The organism is Terriglobales bacterium (assembly GCA_035937135.1).
Classification (GTDB): domain Bacteria; phylum Acidobacteriota; class Terriglobia; order Terriglobales; family Acidobacteriaceae; genus DASYVL01.
Genome location: DASYVL010000054.1, coordinates 1 through 25792 on the forward strand (window position 1 = coordinate 1; position 25792 = coordinate 25792).

Genomic DNA, 25792 nt, shown 5'->3' on the forward strand with positions numbered 1-25792 from the left:
CGCCCGGCTGCCGCCGGCGATGACGTACTGCACCATGCGCGGATCGGTGTTGAAGGTGGGCGGGCACTCGGAGGCGTCGAGCGCCGCGATGCGCCCGCTGGTCCCTGCGCCAACATAGATGAGGCGGCCGCCGCGGCCGAGCGCCGCCGCGATGGCGTCAATGGCCTGAGCGATCTGCGGCAGAGCGCGCTCCACCGCTGGCGCGACGCGCGCGTCCTCGGCGTTGATGATGCGCGCGATCTCGAGCGTCGAGCGGGTGTCGAGTTCGGTCGCAGCGGGATTCGGGCGCTCCGTCCCCAGCTTGTCCAGGTCTTCTCCCGGTTTCACGAGAGGGCCTCCACGATCGCGTCGTGGAATAGGGGGCGCACTTCCTTGACCTTCTCCGAGCTTCGGTCGGGCCAAGTGCGGTTGGTCAGCAGCGTGACCGAGAGCCCGCGCTCGGGATCGATCCACAGCGAGGTTCCCGTGTAGCCCAGATGTCCATACGACCGCGGAGAAAAGTGCTTTCCCGATTGCGACGGCGAAGAGGGCGTATCCCAGCCCAGCGCCCGCGAGGTTCCCGGCGGAGAAGTCTCGCGGCGGGTGAAGAGCGAAATCGTCTCCGCCCGCAGGATGGGGCGGCCGCCTTCGAGCATCACGTGCGCGAAGGTGGCCAGGTCGCGGGCGGCGCCGAAGAGTCCGGCGTGTCCGGCCACGCCGTCCATGGCGGAAGCATTCTCGTCGTGGACCTCTCCCTGGACCGCGCGCTTGCGGAAGTCGTGGTCGTCCACCGTCGGGGGGATGCACTCCTTCAACTCAGCCGGTGGGCGGAAGCCGGTGGTACTCATGCCCAGCGCCCCCAAGACCTCGCGCTGGCAGAAGCGATCGAGCGGCTCGTCGGCCAGCCGCGCCAGCGCTTCGCCCAGAACGATGAATCCGATGTCACTGTACTCGGCGCGCGCGCCCGGGTCAGCCGCGAGCGGAGCGGCGCAGGCTGCCGCCACCATCGCCTCCCGTCCTTTCGCCGATTGGTACAGGCGCAAGTACCTCGGCAGGCCCGAGCTATGCGCCAGCAGCATGCGCAGCGTCACCTGGGCGCGCCGGCAGTCTTCGCCATGGCGGAACTCGGGCAGGATTCCGGCCACCGGCGCCTCCAGCTCCAGCACGCCCCGCTCAAAGAGCAGCATGGCCATGGTGGTGGTGGCCAGAACCTTGGTGAGCGAGGCTAGATCGAAGACGGTTTCGGATGCGACTGCGGGCGAGGCGGCATCATAGGTAAGGCGGCCGAAGCCGGAGAGGGCGACGATCTTCCCGCGATGCGTGACGGCGGCGGACGCTCCGGGAAAGGTGCGCTCGGCGATGGCCTGGCGCAGGATGCCAAACGCCCGGGAGAAGCGTTGCTCCTGTTCGCCGAAATCCGGGGCGGGGAAGGGGGTGCGGGTCTCGGTCGCGCTTTTCAGAGAGGGACTGCCTCGGCCGGAGTCGCTGTCGCGCGGATGCGCTCAGCTTGATTTCGTCGGGCGTTTATAACACACTCGCCTTTCGACCACCAATTGAGCGCCCAGCCTAATCCGCGCCTCGCAATCCCCGTGGCCGCGCTGTTTCTGACCGTCCTTCTCCTTTCCCCTGGCGCAGACGGCCAGGCCCCTTCCTCCCGCAAGGTGCGGACCGGGATCGACGTTCTGGAATCCACCGGCCTGGGCGGCGACCCGAGCCACCCGAAACGCATCGGCGTACTTACCAACCAGAGCGGCGTGGACTCCCAGGGCCGCCGCACCATTGACGTGCTGGCCGCCATGCCGGGAGTGAAACTAGCTGCAATCTTTAGCCCCGAGCACGGGCTGGCCGGCAAGCTGGACACCACCGAGATCACCGAAGAGCGCGACGCGGCTACGGGCGTCCCGGTGTACGGCGTTTATGGCGGCACGGACGCCAAGCGCCGCCCGCCGCTCGAGGTCCTGAAGACGCTCGACGCCGTGGTCATCGACCTGCAGGATGTGGGCGCGCACTTCTACACCTACAAGACCACGGTGGGATATTTTCTGGAGGCGGCGGCGCAGGCGGGAATCGAGGTTATCGTGCTTGACCGACCCAATCCCATCGGCGGCTCCGCCGTCGAGGGACCGATCTCCGATGAAGGGCGAGAAAGTTTCATCTTTTACCATCCGCTGCCCACACGCCACGGCATGACGCTAGGCGAACTGGCGCTGCTCTTCAACGCGGAGCGCAAGATCCACGCCCGCCTGCGCGTGGTTGCCATGGAGGGCTGGCGTCGCGCCGACTGGTATGACCAGACCGGCCTGGCCTGGGTGAACCCCTCGACCGCCATGCGCAGCCTGACCGCGGCTACGCTCTACCCCGGCGCGGCGCTGATCGAGTTCGACAACGTCTCGGTGGGCCGCGGCACGGACACGCCCTTCGAACTGGTGGGCGCCCCCTGGATACGCGAGCAAGAGTTTGCCGACTACCTGAACCACCGCCGCATCCCCGGTGTCCGCTTCACGCCGGCCGAGTTCACACCGCGCTCCAGCGTCTACGCCAACCAGGACTGCAAGGGCATCCGCATCGAGGTCACCGACCGCAACGCCCTGGACTCGCCCGAGCTTGGTGTGGAGCTGGCCGCCGCGCTCGAGGAGCTTTATCCCCGCGAACACAATATGGAGCGCATGATGCTGCTGCTGGGCAACCAGAGCGTCTTCGAGGCCATCCAGAGAGGGGATGACCCGCGCCGCATCTCCCGCTCCTGGCAGGGAAGCCTCAAGAGGTTCAAGCGCCTGCGCAAGCGCTTTCTCTTGTACCGATGACGGGGCGGAGCCTCACCTCTCCCGCCCGGGGAGGTCCATAATAAGGTGAACCTGAAGGGTGTGCTATGAAGCCGCTGCGTCTGTTGCTGCTGGTATTGCTCGCCATTTCGTTTGCGGTCGCGCAGGAGGCGACGAGTCCCGCGACCCAGGAGCAGTCCTCATCCAAGGACGCTGCGCCGGCCAAAGCTGCCACGGTGCCGGAGGCGGAGGAGGCTGCCCCGGCGACCATCGTGGTTCCCGCCGGCACCAAGGTCCCTCTGGTGCTCAAGCACGCCGTCTCCACCAAGAATGCGCAGGTGGGCGACAACCTTTACCTCGAAAGCACCTTCCCCGTGGTGCAGAACAACCGCATGGTGATTCCTCCCGGGACCTACGTGCAGGGCGTGGTAGCGGCGGTGAAGCGCCCGGGTCGCATCAAGGGGCGCGCGGAGTTGCTGGTTCACTTCACCACCATGATCTTTCCCAACGGATACATGGTCTCTTTTCCCGGAGCGCTCGACAACGTCCCTGGCGCTGAGAGTCAGAAGGTGAAGGACAAGGAAGGCACCATCCAGGCCGACAGTCAGAAGGGCAAGGACATCGCGACCGCGGCCAGCACCACCGTCACCGGGACGCTGATCGGCGGCCTGCGCAACGGAGGCAAAGGTGCGGGCATCGGCGCCGGGATCGGCGGCGCCACCGGACTGATCATCGCCATGCTCAGCAAGGGGAACGAAGTCCGGCTGGAGGCGGGCACAGGAGTGGAGATGGTGCTTGAGCGGCCCCTGACGCTGGAAGAAGTCCAGCTCAGCCGTCCGGCGCGCGAGCTGATTCCCATGGACAAGAACCACCGGTTGGAGCGCCCAGTGCTGACTCCACCCCCTGACACCCACTGATCCGGCCCGCGTCTCGCCTGCTAAAATCCTGGACGCGGGAATCTTTCCGTGAACTGCAATGGCCATTCGCACCGTCTTCGTCATGGTGGAGGACTGCACGCGCAGCGCGCCGCTCGGGTGGGAGCAATTCCTGCGCGGCCACGGCTGGATCGCCGCCCAGCTCCTGGCGCGCTACTTTCCCACCCTTGCCCCGGAAGCGGGCCAGCACCTGGCGGCGGTCTTCCAGCGGGCGCACGCGGCCGACGCCGCCTGGTTCCGCGGCCTCACGTTTTCCAACGAGCGCGATTTCGCAATGGCCTTCCGCGAGCTGGTCTTCGCCTACGGCAGGGAAGCCGCCCGGCTGCCGCTTCCACAGGCACCGCTGGAGCAACTTCAGGCAGCCGTCGCCAAGCTCACCCTGATGGACCGGGAGATCCTGTGGCTCCGCATGCGGGGATACGAAGCTCCGCAGATCGCGGCTATCCTGGCCAGTGCCAAGGCCACCGCCAGTGCGCTCGCCGGGGTGGCGAGCGATCTTCTGGCCGGCGTGCTGCCTCCTGCGCCCGACGCCCGCGCCCTCGCTGCCCGCTCCTTGATGGAGGCGGCGGAGAAGGCCCGCACCGAGGACTGCCTGCCGCTTAAGACCTTCAACAACCTGGTCAGCGGCCAGCTCACCTGGCGCGAGCGCGAACTGGCCGAGGAGCACATCCGTCCCTGCCTCTTCTGCCTCGACCGCTACACCGCCTTCCAGGAGATGATCCGCTACCTGCGCGATGTCCAGCCCCTCCCCGACGACGAGGTCCGCCACCTGCTGTCCGCGCTCGGTCTCCGCCCGCCCAAAAAGGGAATCCTCGGCCGGATTTTCTCCTAGGAGCCCCAGCCCCCGCGGAAGTTCCTGACTCCGCGCAAGCGGGAGGAATACGCGCAGGTACTTGGAATTCCCCGCGCTCTGCTGCAACGTTATGGACAGCATCGGCGTCCAATGTCATGTGCGAGGAACGGTAACAATGCAGAAGTGGTACCTACCTCTGACGGTGTTGGGAGTGGCTGGCGTGGCAGCGCTGGTCCTGAGTGAGCGCGGCCGCGAATCGGTGCGCCGCGTCCTCGGTCGCCTGGAGGGCGCCCCGGAGCCTTTCCGCGGGTGGAATGACGCCGCCCAACGCGAGATGGAGCGCCTGCAGGAGGCGCTGGAGCGTCTGTCCGACACCCTGGACACGGTCCGCTGATTTCCTGAAGTTTCCTTCCCGCAAGACCTGCAGAGGAAGACGAAGCGGGCGAGGAGGCGCCCCTATACCCGGACCGCCCGGGCGGTCGCGTGCGTTTCCGAGAACTGGTAAACCTGGGAGTTGATCTGCTTGCGCAGGTCCTGCCAGATGTTCTCCGGCATGGCGGCGAACACCTTCACGATCTCGGGGTCAAACTGCGTGCCCGCCCACTTCACGATCTCCGCCTTGGCGGCCGAGAAGGGCTGTGCGGCGCGATAGGGGCGGTCGGAGGTGATCGCGTCCAGGGTATCGGCGATAGCGAACATGCGCGACCCCACAGGGATCTCCTCCCCTTTCAAACCTCGGGGATAGCCGGTCCCATCGAACTTCTCCTGGTGGGAGTAAACGATTTCTGAGGCCTCAGCCAGGAAGGGGATCTTGCGCAGCATCTGGTAGCCGCGATAGGCGTGCTCCCGCATGATGGCGGTTTCATCCGGAGTCAGGGGCCCGGGCTTGCGTAGGATGGAGTCCGGAATGGCCATCTTCCCGATGTCGTGCAGGAAGGCGCCGCGGGCGATGACGCGGATGTCATCGTTGGAAACGCCCATGGCGCGCGCCATGGCGATGGTGAAGGCCGTCACCCGCTTGGAATGGCCCTCGGTCTCCGAGTCCTTCAGGTCGAGCGCGTCTCCCAGTGCCTCCAGGGTGATGTCGTAGGAGCGCTCCAGGTGAGTCATGGTTTGGCGCAACTGGTCGGTACGGGCCGTCACCAGCGACTCCAGGTTCGATTGGTAGGCCCGGTTCTCCAGCTTCAGCCGCCGGTTCTCCATGGCCCGGCGCACCGTGTTCAACAATTGCTCGCGCTCGAAGGGCTTCAGCAGGAAGTCATAGGCGCCGTTGCGGATGGCCGCCAGGGCGACCGAGATGTCGTGCACCGCGGTCACCATGATCACCGGCATGTCCGGGTACTGTTCCTTGGTGCGTTCCAGCAGGGCAATGCCGTCCAGCTCGGCCATCATCAGGTCGGAGAGCATCAAGTCGAACTCTGCTCCCGATTCCAGCAGGTGCAAGGCCTGGACCCCCGAGGGAACCTGTACGCACTGGTACCCACTGGCTTCCAGCATGGAGCAGACGATCTCGCGGATGGATTCTTCGTCGTCAACTACCAGGATGTGCTCGCCAGCCATGGGGAACCGGGCGCCCTTTCACCCAAAAGACAATTCTACACACTGATGGCGGCCCTCGTCATTTGGATGCTCCGCCGCCTGAAACCATTCCCATATTGAAATTTTTAGGGGACCTTTTCCGCTCTCATATCGTCTTAATGACCAAACCCTAATTGCCTCGAAACGTGGGTGCCGGGGAGGTCGCAGGACCTCAAAGGCGCCCACACCTCTCTTGTGGATGTTCTGGAGTACGGCAGGCTGTTTCTTGGCTAGCGGCGTTTGCTGGTCTGGACCTCGGCCTGGCGACGCTTGCGCACCCAGCCGGCCTTGTTCACCTGGCGGCCGCGGGCGATGGCCAGGGCCTCGGCGGGCACGTCCTCGGTGATGGAGGAGCCCGCGCCCACGTAGGCGCGCTTGCCGATGCGCAACGGCGCCACCAGCGTGGAGTCGCTGCCGATGAAGGCGCCATCCTCGATGATGGTGGGGTGCTTCTGGCGGCCGTCGTAGTTGCAGGTGATGGTGCCGGCGCCGATGTTCACGCCCGCTCCGATGCGCGCGTCGCCCAGATAGCTGAGGTGGCTGGCCTTGGAGCCCTTGCCCACGCGCGTCATCTTGGTCTCGACGAAGTTGCCGATGTGCACTTCCTCGCCGATGTCGCTCCCCGGGCGCAGGTGGGCATAGGGCCCGAGGACCGCTCCCGCGCCGATACGCGCGCCGTCCACGATGCAGCCCGGCCGCACCAGCACGCGGTCGCCGATCTCGGTATCGCTGAGGACGCTATAGGAGCGGATGCGGCAGTCGGAGCCGACGCGGCTCTTGCCCAGGATCTGCACGAAGGGCTCGATCACCGTGTCCCGCCCGATGCGCACCTGGGCGTCGATCATGCAGGTCTCGGGACGCAGGATGGTGACCCCGGCGGCCATCAGCTCTTCGCACTTGGCTCGGCGAAGTTTGGCGTCCAGAGTGGCTAGCTCGGCCCGCGTGTTGATTCCCAGAATATCTTCCGGCACTTCCGACTTCAACGCCACTACCTTTTCCTTGGCCGCGCGCAGCAGGGCGGCGATGTCGGTGAGGTAGTACTCGCGGTGTGCGTTCTCCGTGGTCAGCTTCCCCAACTGCGCGAACAGCGGCTTGGTGGCGAAAACGTAGATCCCAGCATTGATTTCGCGGATCCCGGCCTGCTCCGGGCGCAGCGACTTCTGCTCCACGATGGCCGCTACCTCGTCCCCGCGCCGGCGCAGGACCCTCCCGTAGCCGGTGGGGTCGGCAAGCTCGGCCGTCAGCATGGTCATGGCGGCCTTCTGCTCCCGGTGGAAGGCGAGCAGCCGTTCCAGGGTTTCCGGGCGGATCAGCGGTACGTCGCCCGATAGCACCAGCACGTCTCGGTAGCGTTCGAGCGCCGGCCGGGCGACCAGCAGCGCGTGTCCGGTGCCGCGCTGCCGCGCTTGCAGGACGAAGCGCACCCCGGTGCGGGCGACGCCTTCTCGCACCCGCTCCGCCTCATGCCCGATGATGGCGTAGATGTCGCGCGGCCGGGCCACCCGCCGCGCCGCCGCGATCACGTGCTCCAGCAGCGCCTTTCCCGCCAACTGGTGCAGCACCTTCGGGTGCCGGGACTTGAGCCGCGTGCCCTTGCCCGCCGCCAGGATGGCGATGGCGGTATGGCTTGCGGAGGCTTTCCGGCGCGCCTTTCGGCGGGGCGCGCCCGCGCCCGCCGCTGCGGCTTTTCCAGGACGGCGCATCAGTGGATCCTCCGGGCCTCAGAGCCGGCAGCGGCCAGAGCCGGCGCGGTCGCTGCCGGCTGCGGGTCTCTCTGGCCGACGCTGGTCCCCAGCTCCATCAGCGCGCGGGCCACCGCGTCGCTGGCGTGCCGCGCCACACCGTTTTCCTCCTTCAGAAAGTCGCCGGCCACCACCTGCACCCCCAGCTTCTCCAGCTCCTTCGCGTCCGGGAGGATCGGTTCTGTGCCCTGCTTGGCGTACTTGGCCTTGAGCCGCGCCGTCACCGGGATGCGGTTGACCAGCGCTACATCAAAGATGGGAGCGCCTCCATGCCGGTAGATGGCGCGCACATGGTCGGCGGCGGTCATCCCCAGGCTCTCGTTGGTCTGGGTCATCAGGTTGCACACGAACACCTTGAGCGCGGGGGAAGCGGCCAGGGCGCGCGCCAGCGGCCGCACCAGCAGGTTGGGAATGAGGCTGGTAAACAGCGAGCCCGGACCGATGGTGATCAGGTCGGCCCGCCGGGACGCCCCCCGCCCCGGAACCAGCCGCACCTGTGCGATGCGCTTGGGGCTGGCGGTGATCCTGGTTTCGCCCCGCACCCGCGAGCCATCGTGCATCCGCGCTTCCAATTGCACGTTGGCCAGAGTGGAAGGGAAGATGTTGCCGCGCGTGGCCAGGATGGTGGCGGCGAACTTCACCGCTTCCGCGAAGTCGCCGGTGATTCCGGTGACCGCGGTGACGAACAGGTTCCCAAAGCTGTGTCCTTTCAACCCGGCGCCCGTCCGGAAGTGGTGCTGGAAGAGCGGTCCCAGCAGGCTCTCGTCTTCCGACATGGCCACCAGGCAGTTGCGGATGTCGTCGGGGGGCAGGATGTGGAACTCCTTGCGCAGGCGCCCGCTCGAGCCGCCGTCGTCGGTCACCGTCACCACCGCCGTCAGCTCCAGGATTGCCGGGAGCGCGCCGGGAGCCTCGCCCGGGGTCAGCACGAATCTCTTCAGCCCCTTGAGCAGCGTGGAAAGGCCGGAGCCGCCGCCCAAGGCGACCACCCTCAGCGCCTGTCCACGGCGGTCGGTGAAACGGCGATACGCCGGATTCGAGCGCGGGTGCAAGGTCATGCCAGGATGATTCTACCGCTGTTTTCGGCGGGAACCCGAACGCGAAGGAGTCCGTGTGCTTTTCTCTCCCGAGACGGGAGCCGGCGCTGCAGCCGCCTCCCCGGGTTCCGGGTACAGCAGCTCGGTGAAGCGCGGGTCGTCGCCCAGGTTCTGGAAGTCGGAGTCATTGCGCGCCTGGTAGCGGTTGGCGGGGTTCAGGCGGATGGCCTGGTCCAGACGCCGCAGCGATTCCTCCACCCGGCCCGTCAAGCACTCCAGCACGGCCAGGCCGTAGAGAGCGTAGTCGGCGTCGGGCGCCTGCTTGTGGATCTTCTCCAGATGCGCCCGCGCGCCGTCGTGGTCGCCCGCGTTCATCAGCGAAACCGCGTAGTCGTAGTGCTCGGCGGACGTCTTGAAGGCGGTGGCGGTGCGCGCCAGGTGCTGCTCGCAGTTGTGCAAGTGGACGGTGGCCCGGTCGGCCAGCTCCCGGCTCGGACCCGCTACCACCTTCTCCAGCAGGCCCTGGGCGCGCTCGAACTTGTGCGCCTGCATGGCCCTCAGACCGGCCTCGTAGTTTTGCACAGCCTGTGCAACGCGCGGGACGTTGGGCAGCAAAGGCTTGCGCGCCGACGCTTCTGCCGGCCGGTCCATCCCCGAACCCCGCTTCGCCAAGATCTTTATTCTCTTGCCCTTGGCAGGGGAACGCTGAACTTTTCCTGTGGCTTTTTTGGGCATCCCTGGGCATCCTGCCCCGGCCCCTAGGCCGCGGGCATCCTGAGCTTCTGTGGAAAAGCGAATGGGCGCCGAAAAAACAGCTGACGCGTCATCCGCCGAGCAAGCGGCTGTTATACGCGCCCATTCGGGGCGCGTCAACTGCACAAAGAACGGTGCGCCGGGTCAGTTGATGGATGCGGCCTTTTCCAGATCGATCTTTTCCCACTCCCCGCGCACGATGCCTTCGCGGATCTGCATCGCGCTCCGGCCCTTCTTGTGCATCTGGTAGGTGTAGAAGGCTTCTTTCATACACGCGGAGCAGTGCGCGCCGTGCACCGATTCGAAGCAGCTATGCAGGCTGGTGTGTCCCACGCTGCGGTCGCAGTGGCAATAGCAGGGTTGCTGATAAAGCATTGCAGGAACTTTGGCCGCGAGCTGGTAGGCCTTCGCCTGGAAGGGATACTTGAACGACGGCCCCACCAGGTCCATCCCCGAAAGGATGGGGGGAAGCGGATCGCCTTTCTTGGGCGGCGCCGGATGGTAGGCGGGGATGTCGTATCCGCCGAACTGGGCCGCGGAGCCGATGGCCATCAGCGTGAGAAAGGTCAGAGTGAGAAAACGCTTCATTGGTTCGCCTCCCGCAGCCGAGTCAGCATTGTAACGGATTGGATGCTTTTTCTGCCCTCCCGGGCATCCGCTTCGCCCCGGAAATCGTCTAAAATCACTAGACGTGCCATGTCCGCCGAAGCTCCGGCCCCGCTCGCTCCTCCCGCCGCTTCCGGCCTGCGCTCGCACCTGCGCGCCTGGGCCCGCGACTTGGTGATTGCTCTGGGCCTCGCCTCCTTCATCATCCTGTTTCTTTATCAGCCGGTGAAGGTCGAGGGCACCAGCATGGCGCCCGGACTCGAGGACCAGGAGCGCATCTTCATCAACAAGTTCGTCTATAACTGGGAACCCATCCAGCGCGGCGACATCGTAGTCTTCCACTATCCCCGCGATCCTTCGAAGAGCTACATCAAGCGCGTCGTCGGCGTGGCCGGCGACCGCGTGCAGATCGTAAACGGCCGCGTTCTTGTGAACGGCGAAGTACAACCGGAAGAATACGTCCCGCCCGGCTACTCTGATCCCGGCTCCTATCCCGAGACCGTCGTCCCTTCCGGTTCGTATTTCGTGCTCGGCGACCACCGCAACATGTCCAACGACAGCCGCGAGTTCGGCCCGGTCGAGCAGAAGTACATCTACGGCAAGGCCGTCTTCATCTACTGGCCGGTGGAAAAGATCGGCGTCCTGCGGTAATTGACGATTGACGATTTGCGATTGCCGATTTGCAAATGGCTGCTTGGCGAAAGTGCTCGCTCCTGGGATTTCAATTCGACAATGGCCAATCGTCAGTCGGAAATTTCCCAAATCTCCACATCTCTGCTAGAATTCGTAAAATCCACTCCCCGGAGATCGAATGCAGGCGATCCTGGCCCTGGAAGATGGGCGAGTCTTCCGCGGCAAAGGCTACGGAGCCAAGGCGGAATGTTACGGGGAAGTAGTTTTTAATACCTCCATCACCGGCTACCAGGAGATTTTCACCGACCCTTCCTACGCCGGGCAGATCGTCGTCCTCACCAATCCCCAGATCGGCAACTACGGCACCAACCCCGAAGACAACGAGTCCACGCGCCCCTACATCGAGGGCCTGGTGGTGCGCGAGTTCTCCAAGGTCAGCTCCAACTGGCGCTCGCAGCAGGTGGCCGACGAGTATCTGGAGAAGTTCAAGATCCCGGTCATCGCGGAGATCGACTCCCGCGCCCTGGTGCGCCATCTGCGCACCCACGGCTGCAAGCGCGGCGTCATCTCCTCGCTCGAGACCGACGTGGAGACCCTCATCGCCAAGGCGTGCTCCATCCCCAAGATGGACGGGCAGGATCTGGCCAAGGTGGTCAGCACCAAGCAGCGCTACGTCTGGGAGGTGGGCGAGCGCTCGCATGAGCCTACCGAAGTCGTGGGCGTCAAAGACCAGCCGGCGCGCTTCCATGTGGTGGCCTACGACTACGGCATCAAGCACAACATCCTCAGGAAGCTCACCAGCGAGGGCTGCCGCGTGACCGTGGTCCCCGCCGAGACCCGCGCCGAGGACGTGCTGACCCTCAACCCCGACGGCATCTTCCTGTCGAACGGCCCCGGCGATCCGGAGCCCTGCACGTATGCTCAGGAAAACATCCGCCGCCTGATGGGCCGCAAACCTATCTTCGGCATCTGCCTGGGACACCAGCTCATCGGCCTGGCCCTGGGCGGCAAGACCTACAAGCTCAAGTTCGGCCACCACGGCGGCAACCATCCAGTGAAGAACCTAATGACCAGGAAGGTAGAGATCACCGCCCACAACCACAACTTCGCCGTGGACGCCGAGTCGCTGCCCATGAGCGAGGTCGAGCTGACGCACATGGATCTGAACGACCAAACGCTCGAAGGCCTCCGCCACCGCAACCTGCCGCTGTTCTCGGTGCAGTACCACCCCGAGGCCTCCCCCGGCCCGCACGACTCGCACTACCTGTTCAGGGAGTTCGTGAAGATGATGGAGGAGTGCAAACGGTGAGAATGCTCTTGCTGACAATGATACTGAGCAGCTCGATGCTCGGGGCCGCACCCGAGCAGAACTGGAACAAGATTTTCGGTCTTTCCTGCAGCCAAGTAAGGCTGGATGGGAAGGATGTTTCCAATAGGTCCTTCGCCATCTACCGCGTTGTGGGCAAGGAATCTGTTTGTTGCGACGCCGCTGCGCTGGTATACGAAGGCCGAACCAAGCGATTCGGGTATTTTCTGATCGGGAAGGAACTTGAGCCGGGGTATTACTTTTTTGCCTTCGAGGCCAAGAAGATGAAACTCATCGTCCCTCTCCAGATGGGAAAGAAGAAGTACGTGACAAAGAGCTGTGAAGAACCCACGACAATCATCCGAGCCAAGAGTGATGGAACGGCGACCATAGATCAGTTCATCATTGTGGATTGACAGTAATGCCTTGAAAGAGCACGGCTTCCGCCGGGTCATGCGACACCCTTAGCAGGGGTCATCCCGAGCGAAGCGAGGGACCTGATGTGAGAGGGGAGCGAAGCTACTCGGTGTACACCATGGCCAGCAAGTTGCGTCGGCTTTACACGGGGATGACCGGCGACTTACACAAGAGGGCCTTTGAGCACAAGCAGGACCTGGTGCCCGGCTTCAGCAGCAGGTACCGGATGCACTGGCTGGTGCACTACGAGAAATATCCGAACGTTTGGAGCGCGATCGACCGGGAGAAGGAGATCAAAGGCTGGCGGCGCAGCAAGAAGGTGGCGCTGATTAAGAGCGAGAACCCGACCTGGGTGGATTTGGCGGAACACTGGTACGACGATGTGCCAACGTTCTTTGGGTTGAGGAAAGCAGGTCCCTCGCTACGCTCGGGATGACCCGGCGAAGAGGGGGAAAAGCAGGTCCCTCGCTGCGCTCTGGATGACCCGAGCAGGGGGAGGGGGAGGAAAGCGGGGCGGCGGTACCGAAAGACCATGCCGAAGCGCACTGACATCTCGAAGGTCCTGATCATCGGCTCCGGACCGATCGTCATCGGGCAGTCGGCGGAGTTTGACTACTCCGGCACGCAGGCCTGTAAGGCGCTCAAGGCCGAGGGCTACGAGGTGGTGCTGGTGAACTCCAACCCCGCCACCATCATGACCGATCCGGAGACGGCCGACCGCACCTACATCGAGCCGCTCACGCGCGAGTATCTCGAGGAAATCATCCGCATCGAGTCGGATCTGTGCGGCGGGCGCGGCTTCGCGCTGCTCCCCACGGTCGGCGGGCAGACGGCCCTCAACCTTGCAGTCGAGCTGGCCGACGGCGGCGTGCTGGAGAAGTACAACGTCGAACTGATCGGGGCCAAGCTCGAAGCCATCAAGAAGGCGGAAGACCGCCTGCTGTTCAAGGACGCCGTCGCCAAGATCGGCCTCGACGTCCCCAAATCCGCCCTGGTCAACAATCTGAAGGACGGCCTCGAATTCAGCGGCAAGATCGGCTTTCCGGTCATCATCCGGCCGTCGTTCACGCTGGGCGGAACGGGCGGCGGCCTGGCCTACAACCGCGAAGAGCTGGTGGATATCCTGGCCCGCGGCCTCGATCTCTCCCCGGTGCACGAGGTTCTGATCGAGGAGAGCGTGCTGGGGTGGAAGGAATACGAGCTGGAGGTGATGCGCGATCTCGCCGACAACGTCATCGTCATCTGCTCCATCGAAAACTTCGATCCCATGGGCGTGCACACCGGCGACTCCATCACCGTGGCCCCGGCGCAGACCCTCACCGACCGCGAGTACCAGGCCATGCGCGACGCCGCCATCGCCGTCATCCGTGAGGTGGGAGTGGAGACCGGAGGCTCGAACATCCAGTTCGCCGTGCATCCCCTCACCGGGCGCATGGTGGTGATCGAGATGAACCCGCGCGTCTCGCGCTCCTCCGCCCTGGCCTCGAAGGCCACGGGATTCCCCATCGCCAAGATCGCCGCGCGACTGGCCGTGGGCTACACCCTGGACGAGATCCCCAACGACATCACCCGCAAGACGCCCGCCTGCTTTGAGCCCAGCCTCGACTACGTGGTGGTGAAGATCCCCAAGTGGCAGTTCGAAAAGTTCCCCGGCGCGGACGAGACCCTGGGCCCGCAGATGAAATCCGTCGGCGAGGTGATGGCCATCGGCCGCACCTTCAAAGAAGCGCTGATGAAAGGCATCCGCTCGCTCGAAACCGGCAAGTCGCTGCGCTCGGAGAAGATCGAGCCCCGCATCCTCACCCAGCGCCTGGTGACGCCGCATCCCGAGCGCATGAGCTACCTGCGCTACGCGCTGCGCCAGGGCCACACCGTCAAGGAGCTGGCGCAGATGACCTCCATCGATCCCTGGTTCCTCTACCAGCTCAAAGAGGCCACGGACATGTTGATGGAAGTGGAGCGCCATCCGCTGGACTCCGTCCCCGCCGAGGTGGTGCGCGAGGCCAAGCGCATGGGCATCTCGGACTCGCGCCTGGCCGAAGCCTTCCGCGTCGCCGACGGCAAGGGCGCCACCGAGAAGATCCGCCACCTGCGCAAGAAGCACGGCATCGCGCCCGTCTACAAGCTGGTGGACACCTGCGCCGCCGAGTTCGAGAGCTACACCCCCTACCTCTACTCCACCTACGAGGAGGAGGACGAAGCTCCGCCCACCGACAAAAAGAAGGTCATCATCCTGGGCAGCGGGCCCAACCGCATCGGACAGGGAATCGAGTTCGACTACTGCTGCTGCCACGCCTCCTTCGCCCTGCGCGAGGACGGCTTCGAGACCATCATCGTCAACTGCAACCCGGAGACCGTCTCCACCGACTACGACACCAGCGACCGCCTCTACTTCGAGCCGCTGACCTTCGAGGACGTGCTCGCCGTGTACGAGCACGAGGCCAAGGGCGGCGCGCCCATCGGCGTGATCGTCCAGTTCGGCGGACAGACGCCGCTCAACCTCGCCCTGCCGCTCAAGGCCGCTGGCGTGCCCATCATCGGGACCTCGCCCGAATCCATCGACCTGGCGGAAGACCGCAAGCGCTTCGGCAAGTTGCTGGATGAGCTCAAGATCCCGCAGCCGCCGGGGGGGACGGCCGCCAGCGTCGAGGAGGCCGTGGCCGCCGCCAACCGCGTGTCCTATCCCGTGCTGGTGCGGCCTTCGTACGTACTGGGCGGGCGTGCCATGGTCATCGCCTACGACGACGAATCCGTCATCCACTACATGAAGGAGGCGGTCGAGTACTCGCAGCAGCGCCCCGTGCTCATCGACCACTTCCTCGAGGACGCGGTCGAGGTGGACGTGGACGCGCTCTCTGATGGCTCGGACGTAGTCATCGCCGGCATCATGCAGCACATCGAGGAGGCCGGCATCCACTCCGGCGACTCCTCCTGCGTGCTCCCCGCCGTGGACATCCCCGCGGCCGCGCTGGCCACCATGCGCGACTACACCTTCCGCCTGGCTCGTGCCTTGAACGTCATCGGACTGATGAACATCCAGTTCGCCATCCAGCGCGAGAATGTGTTCGTGCTCGAAGTGAACCCGCGCGCCTCGCGCACCGTGCCTTATGTCTCCAAAGCCACCGGCGTCCCGCTGGCCAAGCTGGCCGCCCGCCTCATGACCGGCCGCAAGCTGCGCGAATTCCTGCCAGCTTGTGTGGATGCGGGCGACTCGCCCGCCAACGAGCTGCCCGTCGGCAGCGGCTACTACGTGAAGTCGCCGGTCTTCCCCTGGTCGAAGTTCCCGGGCGTGGATACGGTGCTCGGCCCGGAGATGAAGTCCACCGGCGAGGTCATGGGCATCGCGGAAACCTTCGGCGAAGCCTTCGCCAAGGCGCAGATCGCCGCCGGGCTGACTCTGCCGGTCTCAGGGAACGCTTTCGTCAGCGTCAATGACCGCGACAAACCCAACGTCGCCGAGGTGGCGAAAAAACTCGTGGAGTTCGGCTTCCGCCTGGTCGCCACCCACGGCACCGCCGACGTTCTCAGCGCCGCCGGGCTGCTGGTCGAGCGCGTCTACAAGGTCCAGGAAGGTCGCCCCAACGTGGTAGACCTCATCAAGGGCGACAAGATCCAGCTCATCATCAATACGCCGCGCGGCGCCGACCCTTGGTTCGACGAGAAGGCCATCCGCCGCGCCGCCATCCAGCACCACATCCCGACCATTACCACGCTCTCGGCCGCGCGCGCCGCCGCCGAAGGCATCGCCGCCCTACAGCGCGGCGAAGTCAACGTCCGCGCCCTGCAAAGCCTGCATGCTGAGCGGCTCAGCTCCACTCGGTAGGTTTCTTTTCTTTACATCCCGAGCGCAGCGAGGGAACCCTACCCTGACTCGGCAGGTTGGGGGAGCAGCGAAAACGAGAGGGCGCGGCTTCAGCCGTGCCGTTAGCCGCCCCAAAAAGAATTGTCATCCCGACCGAGCCCTAGGGAGGGCGCCGTGGCGACCGGACTGAGGGCGAGCGGAGGGACCTGCTTTTCAGCGTGAAAAGACCGCGCCGTGCGGATAGGCGTTGCCATGGAAGCCGTGGGGCCAGGTCTTGCCGTCCATGGCCGGCCCAGACGAACAGATAACGGTGTTTCCCGGCCGGTGAGGCAGAGATAGAGAAGGCGAGAAGAAGGATCGGCAGCAGAAGACGGCGCATGGAGCGGATTCTAGCTGTAGGCCGGGCCGCGCTTGGACTCAGGAGCCGCTGGAGGCGATGCTAGTATGGGTTCAGCCTGACTCTGAGAGCCGAATGGGGAGATTCCAAACCTTCGCTTGGATCGCGAACACGCGATGGTTCCAGGGCTTTCGTAAGCGCCATCCCCGCGCATCGGACTTCCTCGCTCGCCGATTCGCGCCGGGTGGATATCTTGGGCTCCATCTCACCGTTGGACTCGTCGTCAGCATCGCGGCCCTGTGGTTGTTCGGTGGGGTGACGGAAGATGTGATCCATCATGATCCGCTCACGCAATTCGACCGGACGCTGCTCGAATGGCTCCATCAGCATGTCTCCCCATGGGGCTTGAGGATATTTGCAGGAATCAGTTGGCTGGGTTCGCCCCTCTGGCTGACAACCCTTGCGCTTCTGGTGGCGCTGGCGCTTGCGGTACGACGACAGTGGCTTCTTCTGGCAGGCTGGACGGCAGCCATGGCTGGGACCGGCGTTCTCGACGCGGTCCTGAAGCACATCATTCAGCGTCCACGGCCTCCGCAGGCCGCTACGTTCCTGCACAGCGACAGCTTCAGTTTTCCCAGCGGCCATGCCATGGTTTCGCTGGTCGCCTATGGGATGCTTGCCTACTTGCTCGTGGTCTTCTGGGGAAGGCGACGGCTGTGGCGCGTAGCCATCATAGCGGTTGCGGCCGCGCTTGCCCTCGCCATTGGATTCAGCCGTCTCTACCTCGGCGTGCACTATTTCAGCGACGTGATTGGCGGCTATGCCGGCGGCCTGCTGTGGCTGTCAGCGTGCGTAACCGCCTTGGAGATTGCCCGCCGTCAACCCGAAAGCAGGCTATCGGGGGATCCACCCGCGAGGTGAGCGCTGGAAGTCTCGAGTCTCGGAGACGGCGAAGTTTCCGCATTCTGGCTGCCACGTGAGAATCTCAAGGGTGATGCTGGAAGGAGTGGCGCGGAGCACGTTAAACGAATTCAATTCTCCTCTTCCTCGGCTGGAAATCGCCGTACCAGCCTGAATCACGAGCGCCGAATAGCCGTCGATCTCATAACGAGCGGTGTCGCCCGCATGGCTTAAGTGCAGGTGTCCGGCGAGAAAAACGTCAACCCCGCAGCTCGCGAAGTGTTTCATCGCCATACGCGCCCGCCCCACCAAGTCACCCTCGGTAAACCCTCTCGGCAGATCGAAAGGGTGGTGGGTCACCACAATCTTGATTTTCTTGTCGCCAAATTCGCAGAAGCGTTCATACATTCCCGCGATCTGTTCCCGGTTCACCCGCCCTCCTTTCTTCACCAGCCGGCGGGTCGTGTTGACTCCCAGCACCGCCATTTCCTCGTCGATATGCACCGGCGCCAGCTCCCTCGTAATGTAGCGTTGGAACCGGTCCAGCGGTCGCGTCAAACGAATCACCGGGTTGTAGAGGGAAACATCGTGGTTTCCCGGAACAACGATCTGAGGCGTCGGCAGCGCATCCAGGAACGCCCGCGCCTCCTTGAATTGCTCAACCTTGGCTCGTTGCGTCAGGTCCCCGGAGATGGCCACCAAGTGCGGCTTGATTTGGCGCACTGCGCGAATCAGGGGCTCAACCGTGGGTGGATGGATCCGTCCAAAGTGCAGATCCGAGAGATGCACAATCGTACGCATGGCTAGGGCTTCTCTGCCGGGACCATCACGCGCAGGGCCTTGGGGCGAATCTTGTAATGCAGTGGGCCCGTCATCTTGGTGACTTCACCGTCGATGGTTACATCCAGCGCACGCTGCCGCTTGGTTCCTATCTGTAGCTCGCTGGCCAGGACCACATCAAAATCCTCGTTCCGGTGGAGCTTGCCCAGCAACGCACTGATCGACATCGCCAGCAGCTTGAGCCTGCTCGTAGGATGCGGCAGGTACAGGCACAACTGCCCTGCATCCAGGCACACGCGTGTTCCTGCCTTCAGACCTTCCATTTCGTATTGATTGTTACCGACAAAAACCAGCGGAGTATGGCGGAGTACCTCCTGGCCCCTCACGCTCACTCGAATGGTCAGCAGCCTGTAGTGCCTCAAAGCTCGAATCGCGGCCCACAGCGCCGCCATCCGTTTTGACACCCCGCGCCTTTGCAGCCTGTCGCGCTGCCGGACAAGTTCTGGATATAGACCCAGTCCTGAATTGTTCACAAAGATGCGTCCGTTCACCTCTGCTGCGTCCACCTCCCGAACCACTCCACGTCTGAGATTGTGGACTGCGGCCTCCAGCTTGTCCGTTACTCCCATGTCTCTCGCAAAATGGTTGCGGGTTCCTAGCGGGAGGATTCCCAGGACAATGCCGGTGCCTGCTACTTCGGATGCGATTGCATTGATGGTGCCGTCGCCGCCCCCGGCAATCACCATTCTGCACCGTCGAGCCTTTGCGGCTTCCGCAAGTGGCCGGAGCTGATTCCCCTCCGCAAAGCTGATGCGAATCCCGGGCATCGTGTCCTCGAGCAATCGGGAAAGGTCCTCGCGCCCTTGGCTACTGGCAAGGCTGCCTGCGGCCGCGTTGAGGATCGCCTCAACCGACGACGCGGGTTCTTGCGAACCGATCAGTGTCATGCCTGCCCTGAAGTCTACTGCTAGTTGCCGCCCGGGGATTGCTCGCCCACCAGGCCCCGCCTCTCTTTTCCCTTGACAACTGTCCCTTATATGATATAGCGTGTCATAGTAGTATTGCATAGAGATAAACCATGCCGCCCCCCGGCCCCAACCTTCCGCTGGTATGTTCTAAATTACTGATTCCACAGGACCGCCCAGGGGGAGGGGAGGGGGGAGGGTATCCCGCCTGCACCTCCGCCGGATGCCCCCTGCCGCGCCTCATCGGCAAACCGCACTGCTACTTCCACTTCGCCCATCTGTTCGGAGCCGGACGCCGCCGCATCCGCCGCCCACTCCCCCTCACCACCCGCAAGCGCCTGGCCCGGGCCCTCACCCTGTGCGCCCTCGCCACCGCCCGCAACATCTTCACCTACCGCGAAGCCGGGCAGCTCATTTATGCTCTCCAGCAGGTTTCGTTAAAATTGCCCCGTGCCTGATTCCTCTCCCGTTGTTTCGAGCTCCCGCATCACCCGCCGCCAGGCGCTCAAGACCTTGAGTGCTGCCGCCGCCGTTCTTGCCGCGCCCGCCGTGCTGCGCGGACGCTTCCAGCTTTTTGCCGGCTCCACCACTACCTACTCCGCTCGCTGCATCGGCCTGATCCAGCGCTCACTGGTCATTGATATGCTCAGCCAGTTCAAGCTGGGCGCCTTCCTCGACGTCCTGGGCGGCGTGGGGCCGCGCGTCACCACCTGGTTCTCCCATCCCGAGAGCTTCACCGCCGCGGACTTCGAGCGCTACCGCTCCTCTGGCATCACCGTCTTCCACATCGGCTGGGGATACGGCCGCGACGCCTACTCGGACGCGCAGAAGATCCTCACCGCCTGGAACCGCCTGCTCGCCCACCATCCCCAGTGGCTGGTGCGCATCGACCGCGCCTCGCAATTCGAGCAGGTGAAGCGCGCCGGGAAGGTTGGCATCCTGCTGGGCTTCCAGAACTCCGACCACTTCCGCACCGCCGCCGACGTGGACGAATTCCACCGCCAGGGCCAGCGCGTCTCGCAGCTCACCTACAACGTGCGCAATGCCATCGGCTGCGGATATGAGGCGGGCGCCGACTGCGGCCTGACGCCCTTCGGCGGCGAGGTGATCGAGCGCATGAACCGCGTGGGCATGGCCGCGGACGTCTCCCACTGCAGCGACCGCACCACGCTCGACGCCTTTGCTGCCTCGCGTGTGCCCGTGTTCATCACCCATGCCAACTGCCGCGCCCTGAACCCGCACCCGCGCTGCAAGTCGGACGACGAGATCCGCAAGATGGCCGCGGGCGGCGGCGTCATGGGCATCAGCGGGGTGCGCATGTTCGTGCGCGCCACCGAGCCCACCACCATCGAGCACGTCCTCGACCACTTCGACCACGTCGCCAAGCTGGTGGGGGTAGAGCACGTGGGCGTGGGCAGCGACATCGACCTCGACGGCTACGACAAGCTGCCCCCCGTCCTGCGCCGCAGGATGCTGGTCGGCTACAAGAACAGCCCCGCCTTTCGCGGCGAGGGCGAGATTGCCGGCCTCGACCACCCCAAACGCATGTTCGACCTGACCGAAGGGCTCATCCGCCGCGGCTACACCGACGCCCAGATCGGACTCATCCTGGGCGGTAACTTCCGCCGCGCCCTGGCGGAGATCTGGAAGCCGGCGGGAGGGTAGAGGTTCGTTGCTCGGTTTCGTATCAGGGCACGGCTTTAGCCGTGCCGGAGCGAGCTGGTAGAACCGGCTTTAGCCCCTGAGGGAAAATTGCCCGGTGCGAAGGAGCGAAAAAGCAGGTCCCTCCGCTCGCCCTCAGTCCGGTCGCCACGGCGACCTCCCTCGGGCTCGGTCGGGATGACAATTGGAAGGGGTTAGAATCTCCACCCGAGGTGCTGCCATGAGAGCTTCAGCCATCCTTCTGTTTCTGGCGTCGGCGTTCCTGACCGCAGTCGCTCAGACCCCGCATCCACTCCGCCCCGTTTCCACCTTCTCCATTGTCGCCCGCGATCCGCAGACGGGAGAGATGGGCGTGGCCGTGCAGTCGCACTGGTTCGCCGTCGGCCAGATCGTCCCCTGGGCCGAAGCCGGCGTGGGCGCCGTGGCCACGCAGTCGTTCGTGGACCCCAGCTACGGCAAGCTGGGGCTGGACCTGATGCGGGCGGGGAAGAGCGCGCCAGCGACGCTCTCGCAGCTTCTTCACCAGGACAAGAGCAGTGAGGTGCGGCAGGTTGCGATGCTCGACAACGAAGGTCGAGTGGCTGCATGGAGCGGCGACCGAGATATCGAAGCGGCGGGCCACTGTGTCGGCAGGCACCTTACTGCTTCGAATGCGCCTCCCCTGCTTGTCGACACGTGCGGACTGAAGTCGGTCGTCGGCCCGCGAGTCAACCTTGGCCGTGATGAGGGAGAGGGTTTCTCCGTCCAGGCCAATCTCATGTCCAACAACAAGATCTGGCCGGTGATGGCCAAGGCCTTCGAAGAAACCAAGGGCGACCTGGCCGAGCGCATGCTGGCGGCGCTCGACGCCGCCCAGGCCGTCGGCGGCGACATCCGCGGACGCCAGTCCGCCGCGCTCATCGTGGTCAAAGCCAAATCCAGCGGCAAGCCCTGGGAGGACCGCGTCTTCGATTTGCGCGTGGACGACAACCCGGAGCCGCTCAAGGAGCTGCGCCGCCTGGTGACCCTGCAGCGCGCCTACAACCACATGAACGCCGGCGACCTGGCGGTGGAGCACAAGGACAACGAAGGCGCGCTGCGCGAGTACTCCGCCGCCGAGCAGCTGGCCTCGGGGGCCGAGGGCATCCCCAGCAGCCGCCTGGCGGAGATGATTTACTGGCACGCCGTGGCGCTGGTGAAGATCAGACGGGTGGAGGAGTCCCTGCCACTCTTCCACAAAGCCTTTGCTCTGCAACCAAGCTTGCGCGAGTTGACGCCACGCCTGCCCAAATCCGGCCTGCTGCCCGACGATCCTGAGATCATCGAGAGGATTACCAAACAATAGCCAGCGGGGGCAGGATGCGGCCGGCAGCGAAAGCCATCGGACGGGTGAGGGACGTGTCGCCTACCAGCTATACTGACAACGAGAAACGAGGAACGAGAAACTAGAAACCATGTTGCTCCACGGCATCTTCCCGCCCCTCACCACGCCGTTCTACCCGGACGGCAAGGTGTACTTCCGCAAACTCGAAGCCAACGTCGAACGCTACTCGAAGACGCCGGTGGCGGGACTGGTAGTACTGGGCTCGACCGGAGAGGCCATCCTGCTCTCCGACGACGAGCAGCGCGAGGTGCTGCGCGCGGCCCGAGAGGCTGCGGCGCCGGAGAAGGTGCTGGTGGCGGGTACGGGGAGCGAATCGGCCGTCGAGACCCTGCGGCTCACCGAATACGCCGCCACGCTCGGCTACGACGCGGCCATGGTGCGCACGCCCCACTACTACAAGGCGCAGATGAAGCCGGAGAACATGCTGGCCTTCTACCGCACCGTCGCCGATCGCTCACCGCTCCCGGTCATCATCTACAACTTCCCGCCCAACACGGGCTACGACATCCCAGCAGAAGTGGTGATCGCCCTGGCCGAGCATCCCAACCTCATCGGCATCAAGGAGTCGGGCGGAGACATCAACAAGGTGAAGGCCATGGTCGCGGGCACGCGCCACGTGCAGCGGTCGGTTGCCGTCACCGAGGTCTTCGAGGCGGTCACCGGACGCATGAGGGCAGCGCCTGCCGCCGTAGGCGCCAATATAGTCCCCGCCAGCGCGCTCGGAGCGGTCGCCGTCGCCGCGCCGCCAGCAGGGCTCAAGACGCGCACCAAGGAGGTCGGCTTCCAGGTGATGGTGGGCTCGGCGCACCTGCTGCACTCCATGCTGGAGGCGGGCGCTGTGGGTGCCATCCTGGCGTTTGCCGACTGCGCCCCCACCGCCTGCTTCGAGATCTACACCGCGTGGAAGGAGAACGACCTGGACCTGGCGCGGGAGAAGCAGGAGCGCATCGCCCGCGCCTCGCTGCGGGTAGTGGGCGAACTGGGCGTCCCCGGGCTCAAGCATGCCCTCGACTTCAACGGCTACTACGGCGGCCCGCCGCGCCTGCCGCTGCTCGCGCCCACGGCGGAAGTGAAGGCCGAGATCGAGCGCCTGCTGGAGTGCATCCGGAATTGAAGCGAGCGGAGAAACGGAGCGCGATTGGGACCGGGACAGAGAAGAAAGCTACCCGCGGGCGTATGCGCGCGCGCCCGCGATTCGTCCGGCCTTCCGAGGAGATGAAGCAGTGGTCGGCGCTGCTGGGCGCGGAGCTCAGGAGCTGGCCGGGCGTGACCACCAAGCCTATGTTCGGCTTCGTCAGCTTCTATCGCGGCCGGAACATCTTCGCGGGCCTTCCCAGGACGCGTGCCATGAACTCCGCCAACTCCATCATCTTCAAGCTGCGCCGGGCGGCGCCGCAGGTCCTGGCAAAGCTGCGTCGCGACCCGCGTGCAAAGGTTTCTGAGAAGGGAATGGCGGGCTGGCAGTCGCTCGAGGTGGATTCGACCGCCGACCTCAAGCACGCCTTGGATCGGCTCGACCGGGCCTACCGCAACGCCCGCTGATCCATCGGCGCTTGACCGAAAGGCACTCCAGCCCACATCATTGATTACTGATTGAAGATTGAAAAGGAGTTCAAGCATGGCAACCACGACGCAACCGGCCGCGGCCGAGGCTACCAAGACGCTGGTCAATTACCGCACCGACGGCGGCATCGCCATCATCGAGATGAACGATCCCCCGGCCAACACCTACACCTACGAGATGAATCGCCAGTTGGACGAGGCCATCCTCAGAGCGCGCATGGACAATGACGTGTACGTCATCGTCCTGACCGGCGCGGGCGAGAAGTTCTTCTCCGCGGGCGCCAACATCAAGATGCTCTCCAGCGTCGATCCCGTCTTCAAGTATTACTTCTGCCTGCACGCCAACGAGATGCTGTTGCGGCTGGAGCACACGCCCAAGCTGGTGATCGCGGCGCTCAATGGCCACACCGTGGGCGGAGGCCTGGAGATCGCCATGGCCGCCGACCTCCGCATCGCTCGCAAGGACGCGGGCAAGATCGGCCTGCCCGAGGTCAACCTGGGCGTGCTGCCCGGCACCGGCGGGACGCAGCGCCTCTCCCGCATGGTGGGCAAGTCGAAGGCCATCGAGCTGATGGTCACCGGCAACACCTTCACCTTCGAGGAGGCGAAGGAACTGGGCATCATCAACGACATCTTCGAACGCGATCACTTCATGGAGAACATCATGGAGTATGCGCGGCAGTTCTGCCCGCCCAACAAGGCGGCCATGGCCGTGGGCCACATCAAGCGCGCGGTGCAGACGGGCTGGGAGATCCCGATGGAGTCGGCGCTGGCCATCGAGCGCGAGCTCCAGTCGCTCCTGTTCAAGAGCCAGGACGCCAAGGAAGGCCTGAACGCTTACGTGGAGAAGCGCCCGGCCGAGTTCAAGAACAAGTGATGCCGCTTGGCGGGGCGTCTGAGCCCCGCCGGCATCATCCTGAGCGAAGCGAAGGATCCCAAACATGATTGCTGCCACCAAATCGAAGATCGTCCCCGGAAAGCTGCTCATCGGCGGCCAGTGGGTGGATTCCTCCGACGGGAAGACGTTTGACACCGTCAACCCGGCCACCGGCGAGGTGCTGACGCAGATCGCCGCGGCTACGCAGGCGGACGTCGAGAAGGCGGTCGCCGCCGCCCGCAAGGCCTTCGACGATTCCGCCGCCCCCTGGCAGAAGATGACCGCCAGTGAGCGCGGGAAGCTCTTGTGGAAGATTGCCGACCTCATCGAGCAGAACATCGACGAGCTGGCCGAGATCGAGACCCTGGACAACGGCAAGCCCATCTTCGAATCGCGCTACGTGGACCTGCCCACCGTGGCCGACGTCTTCCGCTACTACGCCGGCTGGGCCACCAAGATCCACGGCGAGACCATCAACTCCCGCCCCAACGCCTTCACCTACACCCTGCGCGAGCCGGTGGGCGTGGTGGCGGCCATCGTCCCCTGGAATTTCCCGCTGCTGCTGGCCTCGTGGAAGATTGCGCCGGCGCTGGCCACCGGCAACTGCGTCATCTGGAAGCCGGCGTCGCAGACCTCGCTTTCCGCACTGCGCGTGGGCGAGTTGATGGTGGAAGCGGGCGTGCCCGCGGGCGTGATCAACATCCTCCCCGGACCGGGAGCGGTCGTCGGCATGGGACTGGTGAAGCATCCCGGCGTGGACAAGGTGGCCTTTACCGGTTCGACCGTCGTGGGCAAAGAGGTCATGCGCAACGCGGCAGACACAGTGAAGCGCATCACGCTGGAGCTGGGCGGCAAGTCGCCCAACATCGTCTTTGCGGATTCGGACATCGAGGCCGCCGTGCGCGGCGCCTCCACGGGCATCTTCTACGGTAAGGGCGAGGTCTGCGCTGCCGGCTCGCGCCTCTTCGTCGAAAGGAAGATCCACGACGAATTCATGTCGAA

Annotated in this window: 26 protein-coding genes; 17 read left to right on the forward strand and 9 right to left on the reverse strand. The window is 64.7% G+C overall.

Annotated elements, in window-relative coordinates; genetic code table 11:
• Together murQ and VGQ94_03120 are read right to left on the reverse strand one after the other, a co-directional pair.
• Positions 1 to 327 (reverse strand): N-acetylmuramic acid 6-phosphate etherase (murQ, locus tag VGQ94_03115; GenBank protein ID HEV2021495.1); only part of this gene is annotated, 327 nt, incomplete at its 3' end.
• The gene (locus tag VGQ94_03120) at positions 324 to 1439 is read right to left on the reverse strand and encodes a serine hydrolase domain-containing protein (protein HEV2021496.1); all 1116 of its coding nucleotides are present in this window, start codon (positions 1437 to 1439) and stop codon (positions 324 to 326) included. The genes VGQ94_03120 and murQ, both read right to left, overlap by 4 nt.
• 129 nt (positions 1440 to 1568) lie before the next feature.
• Here VGQ94_03120 and VGQ94_03125 point away from each other — a divergent pair, with 129 nt between their 5' ends.
• The 4 genes from VGQ94_03125 (at position 1569) to VGQ94_03140 (ending at position 4863) form a co-directional block, all read left to right on the forward strand.
• Positions 1569 to 2783: a DUF1343 domain-containing protein gene (locus VGQ94_03125; GenBank protein HEV2021497.1), complete on the forward strand. Its 1215-nt coding sequence runs from the start codon at positions 1569 to 1571 to the stop codon at positions 2781 to 2783.
• A gap of 65 nt (positions 2784 to 2848) precedes the next feature.
• Positions 2849 to 3658 carry a hypothetical protein gene (locus tag VGQ94_03130; protein ID HEV2021498.1) on the forward strand — a complete coding sequence of 270 codons (810 nt, stop codon included), beginning with the start codon at positions 2849 to 2851 and terminating at the stop codon, positions 3656 to 3658.
• Between the two features lie 58 nt (positions 3659 to 3716).
• On the forward strand, positions 3717 to 4508 hold the full coding sequence (locus VGQ94_03135) for a hypothetical protein (GenBank protein HEV2021499.1): 792 nt from the start codon (positions 3717 to 3719) through the stop codon (positions 4506 to 4508).
• Between the two features lie 136 nt (positions 4509 to 4644).
• Positions 4645 to 4863, forward strand: coding sequence for a hypothetical protein (locus VGQ94_03140; GenBank protein ID HEV2021500.1), 219 nt, complete (start codon positions 4645 to 4647; stop codon positions 4861 to 4863).
• 62 nt (positions 4864 to 4925) lie between these two features.
• On the opposite strand, the gene VGQ94_03145 is transcribed toward VGQ94_03140, so the two are convergent.
• From VGQ94_03145 to VGQ94_03165, 5 genes are all read right to left on the reverse strand, one after another.
• Complete coding sequence (locus VGQ94_03145; GenBank protein HEV2021501.1) at positions 4926 to 6029, reverse strand: HD domain-containing phosphohydrolase; 1104 nt, start codon at positions 6027 to 6029, stop codon at positions 4926 to 4928.
• Positions 6030 to 6277: 248 nt separating this feature from the next.
• Complete coding sequence (gene glmU, locus VGQ94_03150; GenBank protein HEV2021502.1) at positions 6278 to 7750, reverse strand: bifunctional UDP-N-acetylglucosamine diphosphorylase/glucosamine-1-phosphate N-acetyltransferase GlmU; 1473 nt, start codon at positions 7748 to 7750, stop codon at positions 6278 to 6280.
• Positions 7750 to 8847 carry a gluconeogenesis factor YvcK family protein gene (locus VGQ94_03155; GenBank protein HEV2021503.1) on the reverse strand — a complete coding sequence of 366 codons (1098 nt, stop codon included), beginning with the start codon at positions 8845 to 8847 and terminating at the stop codon, positions 7750 to 7752. The genes glmU and VGQ94_03155 overlap by 1 nt, the downstream gene beginning before the upstream one ends.
• A gap of 12 nt (positions 8848 to 8859) precedes the next feature.
• Positions 8860 to 9498 carry a tetratricopeptide repeat protein gene (locus VGQ94_03160; GenBank protein HEV2021504.1) on the reverse strand — a complete coding sequence of 213 codons (639 nt, stop codon included), beginning with the start codon at positions 9496 to 9498 and terminating at the stop codon, positions 8860 to 8862.
• Between the two features lie 225 nt (positions 9499 to 9723).
• The gene (locus VGQ94_03165; protein ID HEV2021505.1) at positions 9724 to 10167 is read right to left on the reverse strand and encodes a CYCXC family (seleno)protein; all 444 of its coding nucleotides are present in this window, start codon (positions 10165 to 10167) and stop codon (positions 9724 to 9726) included.
• A 108-nt stretch (positions 10168 to 10275) separates the two neighbouring features.
• On the opposite strand from VGQ94_03165, the gene lepB reads away from it, so the two are divergent.
• The 6 genes from lepB to VGQ94_03195 all read left to right on the forward strand — a co-directional run bounded on the left by lepB (position 10276) and on the right by VGQ94_03195 (position 17601).
• Positions 10276 to 10836 (forward strand): signal peptidase I, encoded by a 561-nt coding sequence (gene lepB, locus VGQ94_03170; GenBank protein ID HEV2021506.1) that lies wholly within the window; start codon positions 10276 to 10278, stop codon positions 10834 to 10836.
• Positions 10837 to 10996: 160 nt separating this feature from the next.
• On the forward strand, positions 10997 to 12127 hold the full coding sequence (gene carA / locus VGQ94_03175; GenBank protein ID HEV2021507.1) for a glutamine-hydrolyzing carbamoyl-phosphate synthase small subunit: 1131 nt from the start codon (positions 10997 to 10999) through the stop codon (positions 12125 to 12127).
• Entirely contained in the window at positions 12124 to 12540 is a 417-nt protein-coding gene (locus VGQ94_03180) for a hypothetical protein (protein HEV2021508.1), read from the forward strand. Before carA ends, VGQ94_03180 begins: the two co-directional genes overlap by 4 nt.
• Before the next feature lie 86 nt (positions 12541 to 12626).
• Positions 12627 to 12977, forward strand: a complete 351-nt coding sequence (locus VGQ94_03185) for a GIY-YIG nuclease family protein (GenBank protein ID HEV2021509.1) — start codon at positions 12627 to 12629, stop codon at positions 12975 to 12977.
• Positions 12978 to 13073: 96 nt separating this feature from the next.
• A complete protein-coding gene (carB, locus tag VGQ94_03190; protein HEV2021510.1) occupies positions 13074 to 16364 on the forward strand; it encodes a carbamoyl-phosphate synthase large subunit in 3291 nt (1096 codons plus the stop codon).
• 451 nt (positions 16365 to 16815) lie between these two features.
• On the forward strand, positions 16816 to 17601 hold the full coding sequence (locus tag VGQ94_03195) for a phosphatase PAP2 family protein (protein ID HEV2021511.1): 786 nt from the start codon (positions 16816 to 16818) through the stop codon (positions 17599 to 17601).
• Here VGQ94_03195 and VGQ94_03200 read toward each other — a convergent pair.
• Positions 17575 to 18381 (reverse strand): metallophosphoesterase family protein, encoded by an 807-nt coding sequence (locus VGQ94_03200; protein ID HEV2021512.1) that lies wholly within the window; start codon positions 18379 to 18381, stop codon positions 17575 to 17577. The genes VGQ94_03195 and VGQ94_03200 overlap by 27 nt on opposite strands.
• A gap of 2 nt (positions 18382 to 18383) precedes the next feature.
• Complete coding sequence (locus VGQ94_03205) at positions 18384 to 19307, reverse strand: diacylglycerol kinase family protein (protein HEV2021513.1); 924 nt, start codon at positions 19305 to 19307, stop codon at positions 18384 to 18386.
• Between the two features lie 131 nt (positions 19308 to 19438).
• On the opposite strand from VGQ94_03205, the gene VGQ94_03210 reads away from it, so the two are divergent.
• From VGQ94_03210 to VGQ94_03240, 7 genes are all read left to right on the forward strand, one after another.
• Entirely contained in the window at positions 19439 to 19783 is a 345-nt protein-coding gene (locus VGQ94_03210) for a hypothetical protein (protein HEV2021514.1), read from the forward strand.
• Positions 19776 to 20990 (forward strand): membrane dipeptidase, encoded by a 1215-nt coding sequence (locus VGQ94_03215; GenBank protein HEV2021515.1) that lies wholly within the window; start codon positions 19776 to 19778, stop codon positions 20988 to 20990. The genes VGQ94_03210 and VGQ94_03215 overlap by 8 nt, the downstream gene beginning before the upstream one ends.
• A 217-nt stretch (positions 20991 to 21207) precedes the next feature.
• Positions 21208 to 22311, forward strand: coding sequence for a DUF1028 domain-containing protein (locus VGQ94_03220; GenBank protein HEV2021516.1), 1104 nt, complete (start codon positions 21208 to 21210; stop codon positions 22309 to 22311).
• 109 nt (positions 22312 to 22420) lie between these two features.
• Positions 22421 to 23464 (forward strand): dihydrodipicolinate synthase family protein, encoded by a 1044-nt coding sequence (locus VGQ94_03225; protein HEV2021517.1) that lies wholly within the window; start codon positions 22421 to 22423, stop codon positions 23462 to 23464.
• Between the two features lie 101 nt (positions 23465 to 23565).
• The gene (locus VGQ94_03230) at positions 23566 to 23892 is read left to right on the forward strand and encodes a hypothetical protein (GenBank protein ID HEV2021518.1); all 327 of its coding nucleotides are present in this window, start codon (positions 23566 to 23568) and stop codon (positions 23890 to 23892) included.
• A gap of 76 nt (positions 23893 to 23968) precedes the next feature.
• A complete protein-coding gene (locus VGQ94_03235; GenBank protein HEV2021519.1) occupies positions 23969 to 24790 on the forward strand; it encodes an enoyl-CoA hydratase/isomerase family protein in 822 nt (273 codons plus the stop codon).
• A 64-nt stretch (positions 24791 to 24854) separates the two neighbouring features.
• Positions 24855 to 25792, forward strand: a 938-nt coding sequence (locus tag VGQ94_03240; protein ID HEV2021520.1) for an aldehyde dehydrogenase family protein, incomplete at its 3' end; no start/stop codon positions are given.

Bases quoted from the DNA above. Each gene is read 5' to 3' on its own strand.
- VGQ94_03130 (HEV2021498.1), top strand. From the start codon at position 2,849: ATGAAGCCGCTGCGTCTGTTGCTGCTGGTATTGCTCGCCATTTCGTTT.
- VGQ94_03135 (HEV2021499.1), top strand. From the start codon at position 3,717: ATGGCCATTCGCACCGTCTTCGTCATGGTGGAGGACTGCACGCGCAGC.
- VGQ94_03140 (HEV2021500.1), top strand. From the start codon at position 4,645: ATGCAGAAGTGGTACCTACCTCTGACGGTGTTGGGAGTGGCTGGCGTG.
- VGQ94_03145 (HEV2021501.1), bottom strand. From the start codon at position 6,029: ATGGCTGGCGAGCACATCCTGGTAGTTGACGACGAAGAATCCATCCGC.
- glmU (HEV2021502.1), bottom strand. From the start codon at position 7,750: ATGCGCCGTCCTGGAAAAGCCGCAGCGGCGGGCGCGGGCGCGCCCCGC.
- VGQ94_03155 (HEV2021503.1), bottom strand. From the start codon at position 8,847: ATGACCTTGCACCCGCGCTCGAATCCGGCGTATCGCCGTTTCACCGAC.
- VGQ94_03165 (HEV2021505.1), bottom strand. From the start codon at position 10,167: ATGAAGCGTTTTCTCACTCTGACCTTTCTCACGCTGATGGCCATCGGC.
- lepB (HEV2021506.1), top strand. From the start codon at position 10,276: ATGTCCGCCGAAGCTCCGGCCCCGCTCGCTCCTCCCGCCGCTTCCGGC.
- carA (HEV2021507.1), top strand. From the start codon at position 10,997: ATGCAGGCGATCCTGGCCCTGGAAGATGGGCGAGTCTTCCGCGGCAAA.
- carB (HEV2021510.1), top strand. From the start codon at position 13,074: ATGCCGAAGCGCACTGACATCTCGAAGGTCCTGATCATCGGCTCCGGA.
- VGQ94_03195 (HEV2021511.1), top strand. From the start codon at position 16,816: ATGGGGAGATTCCAAACCTTCGCTTGGATCGCGAACACGCGATGGTTC.
- VGQ94_03200 (HEV2021512.1), bottom strand. From the start codon at position 18,381: ATGCGTACGATTGTGCATCTCTCGGATCTGCACTTTGGACGGATCCAT.
- VGQ94_03205 (HEV2021513.1), bottom strand. From the start codon at position 19,307: ATGACACTGATCGGTTCGCAAGAACCCGCGTCGTCGGTTGAGGCGATC.
- VGQ94_03210 (HEV2021514.1), top strand. From the start codon at position 19,439: ATGCCGCCCCCCGGCCCCAACCTTCCGCTGGTATGTTCTAAATTACTG.
- VGQ94_03220 (HEV2021516.1), top strand. From the start codon at position 21,208: ATGAGAGCTTCAGCCATCCTTCTGTTTCTGGCGTCGGCGTTCCTGACC.
- VGQ94_03225 (HEV2021517.1), top strand. From the start codon at position 22,421: ATGTTGCTCCACGGCATCTTCCCGCCCCTCACCACGCCGTTCTACCCG.
- VGQ94_03230 (HEV2021518.1), top strand. From the start codon at position 23,566: ATGAAGCAGTGGTCGGCGCTGCTGGGCGCGGAGCTCAGGAGCTGGCCG.
- VGQ94_03235 (HEV2021519.1), top strand. From the start codon at position 23,969: ATGGCAACCACGACGCAACCGGCCGCGGCCGAGGCTACCAAGACGCTG.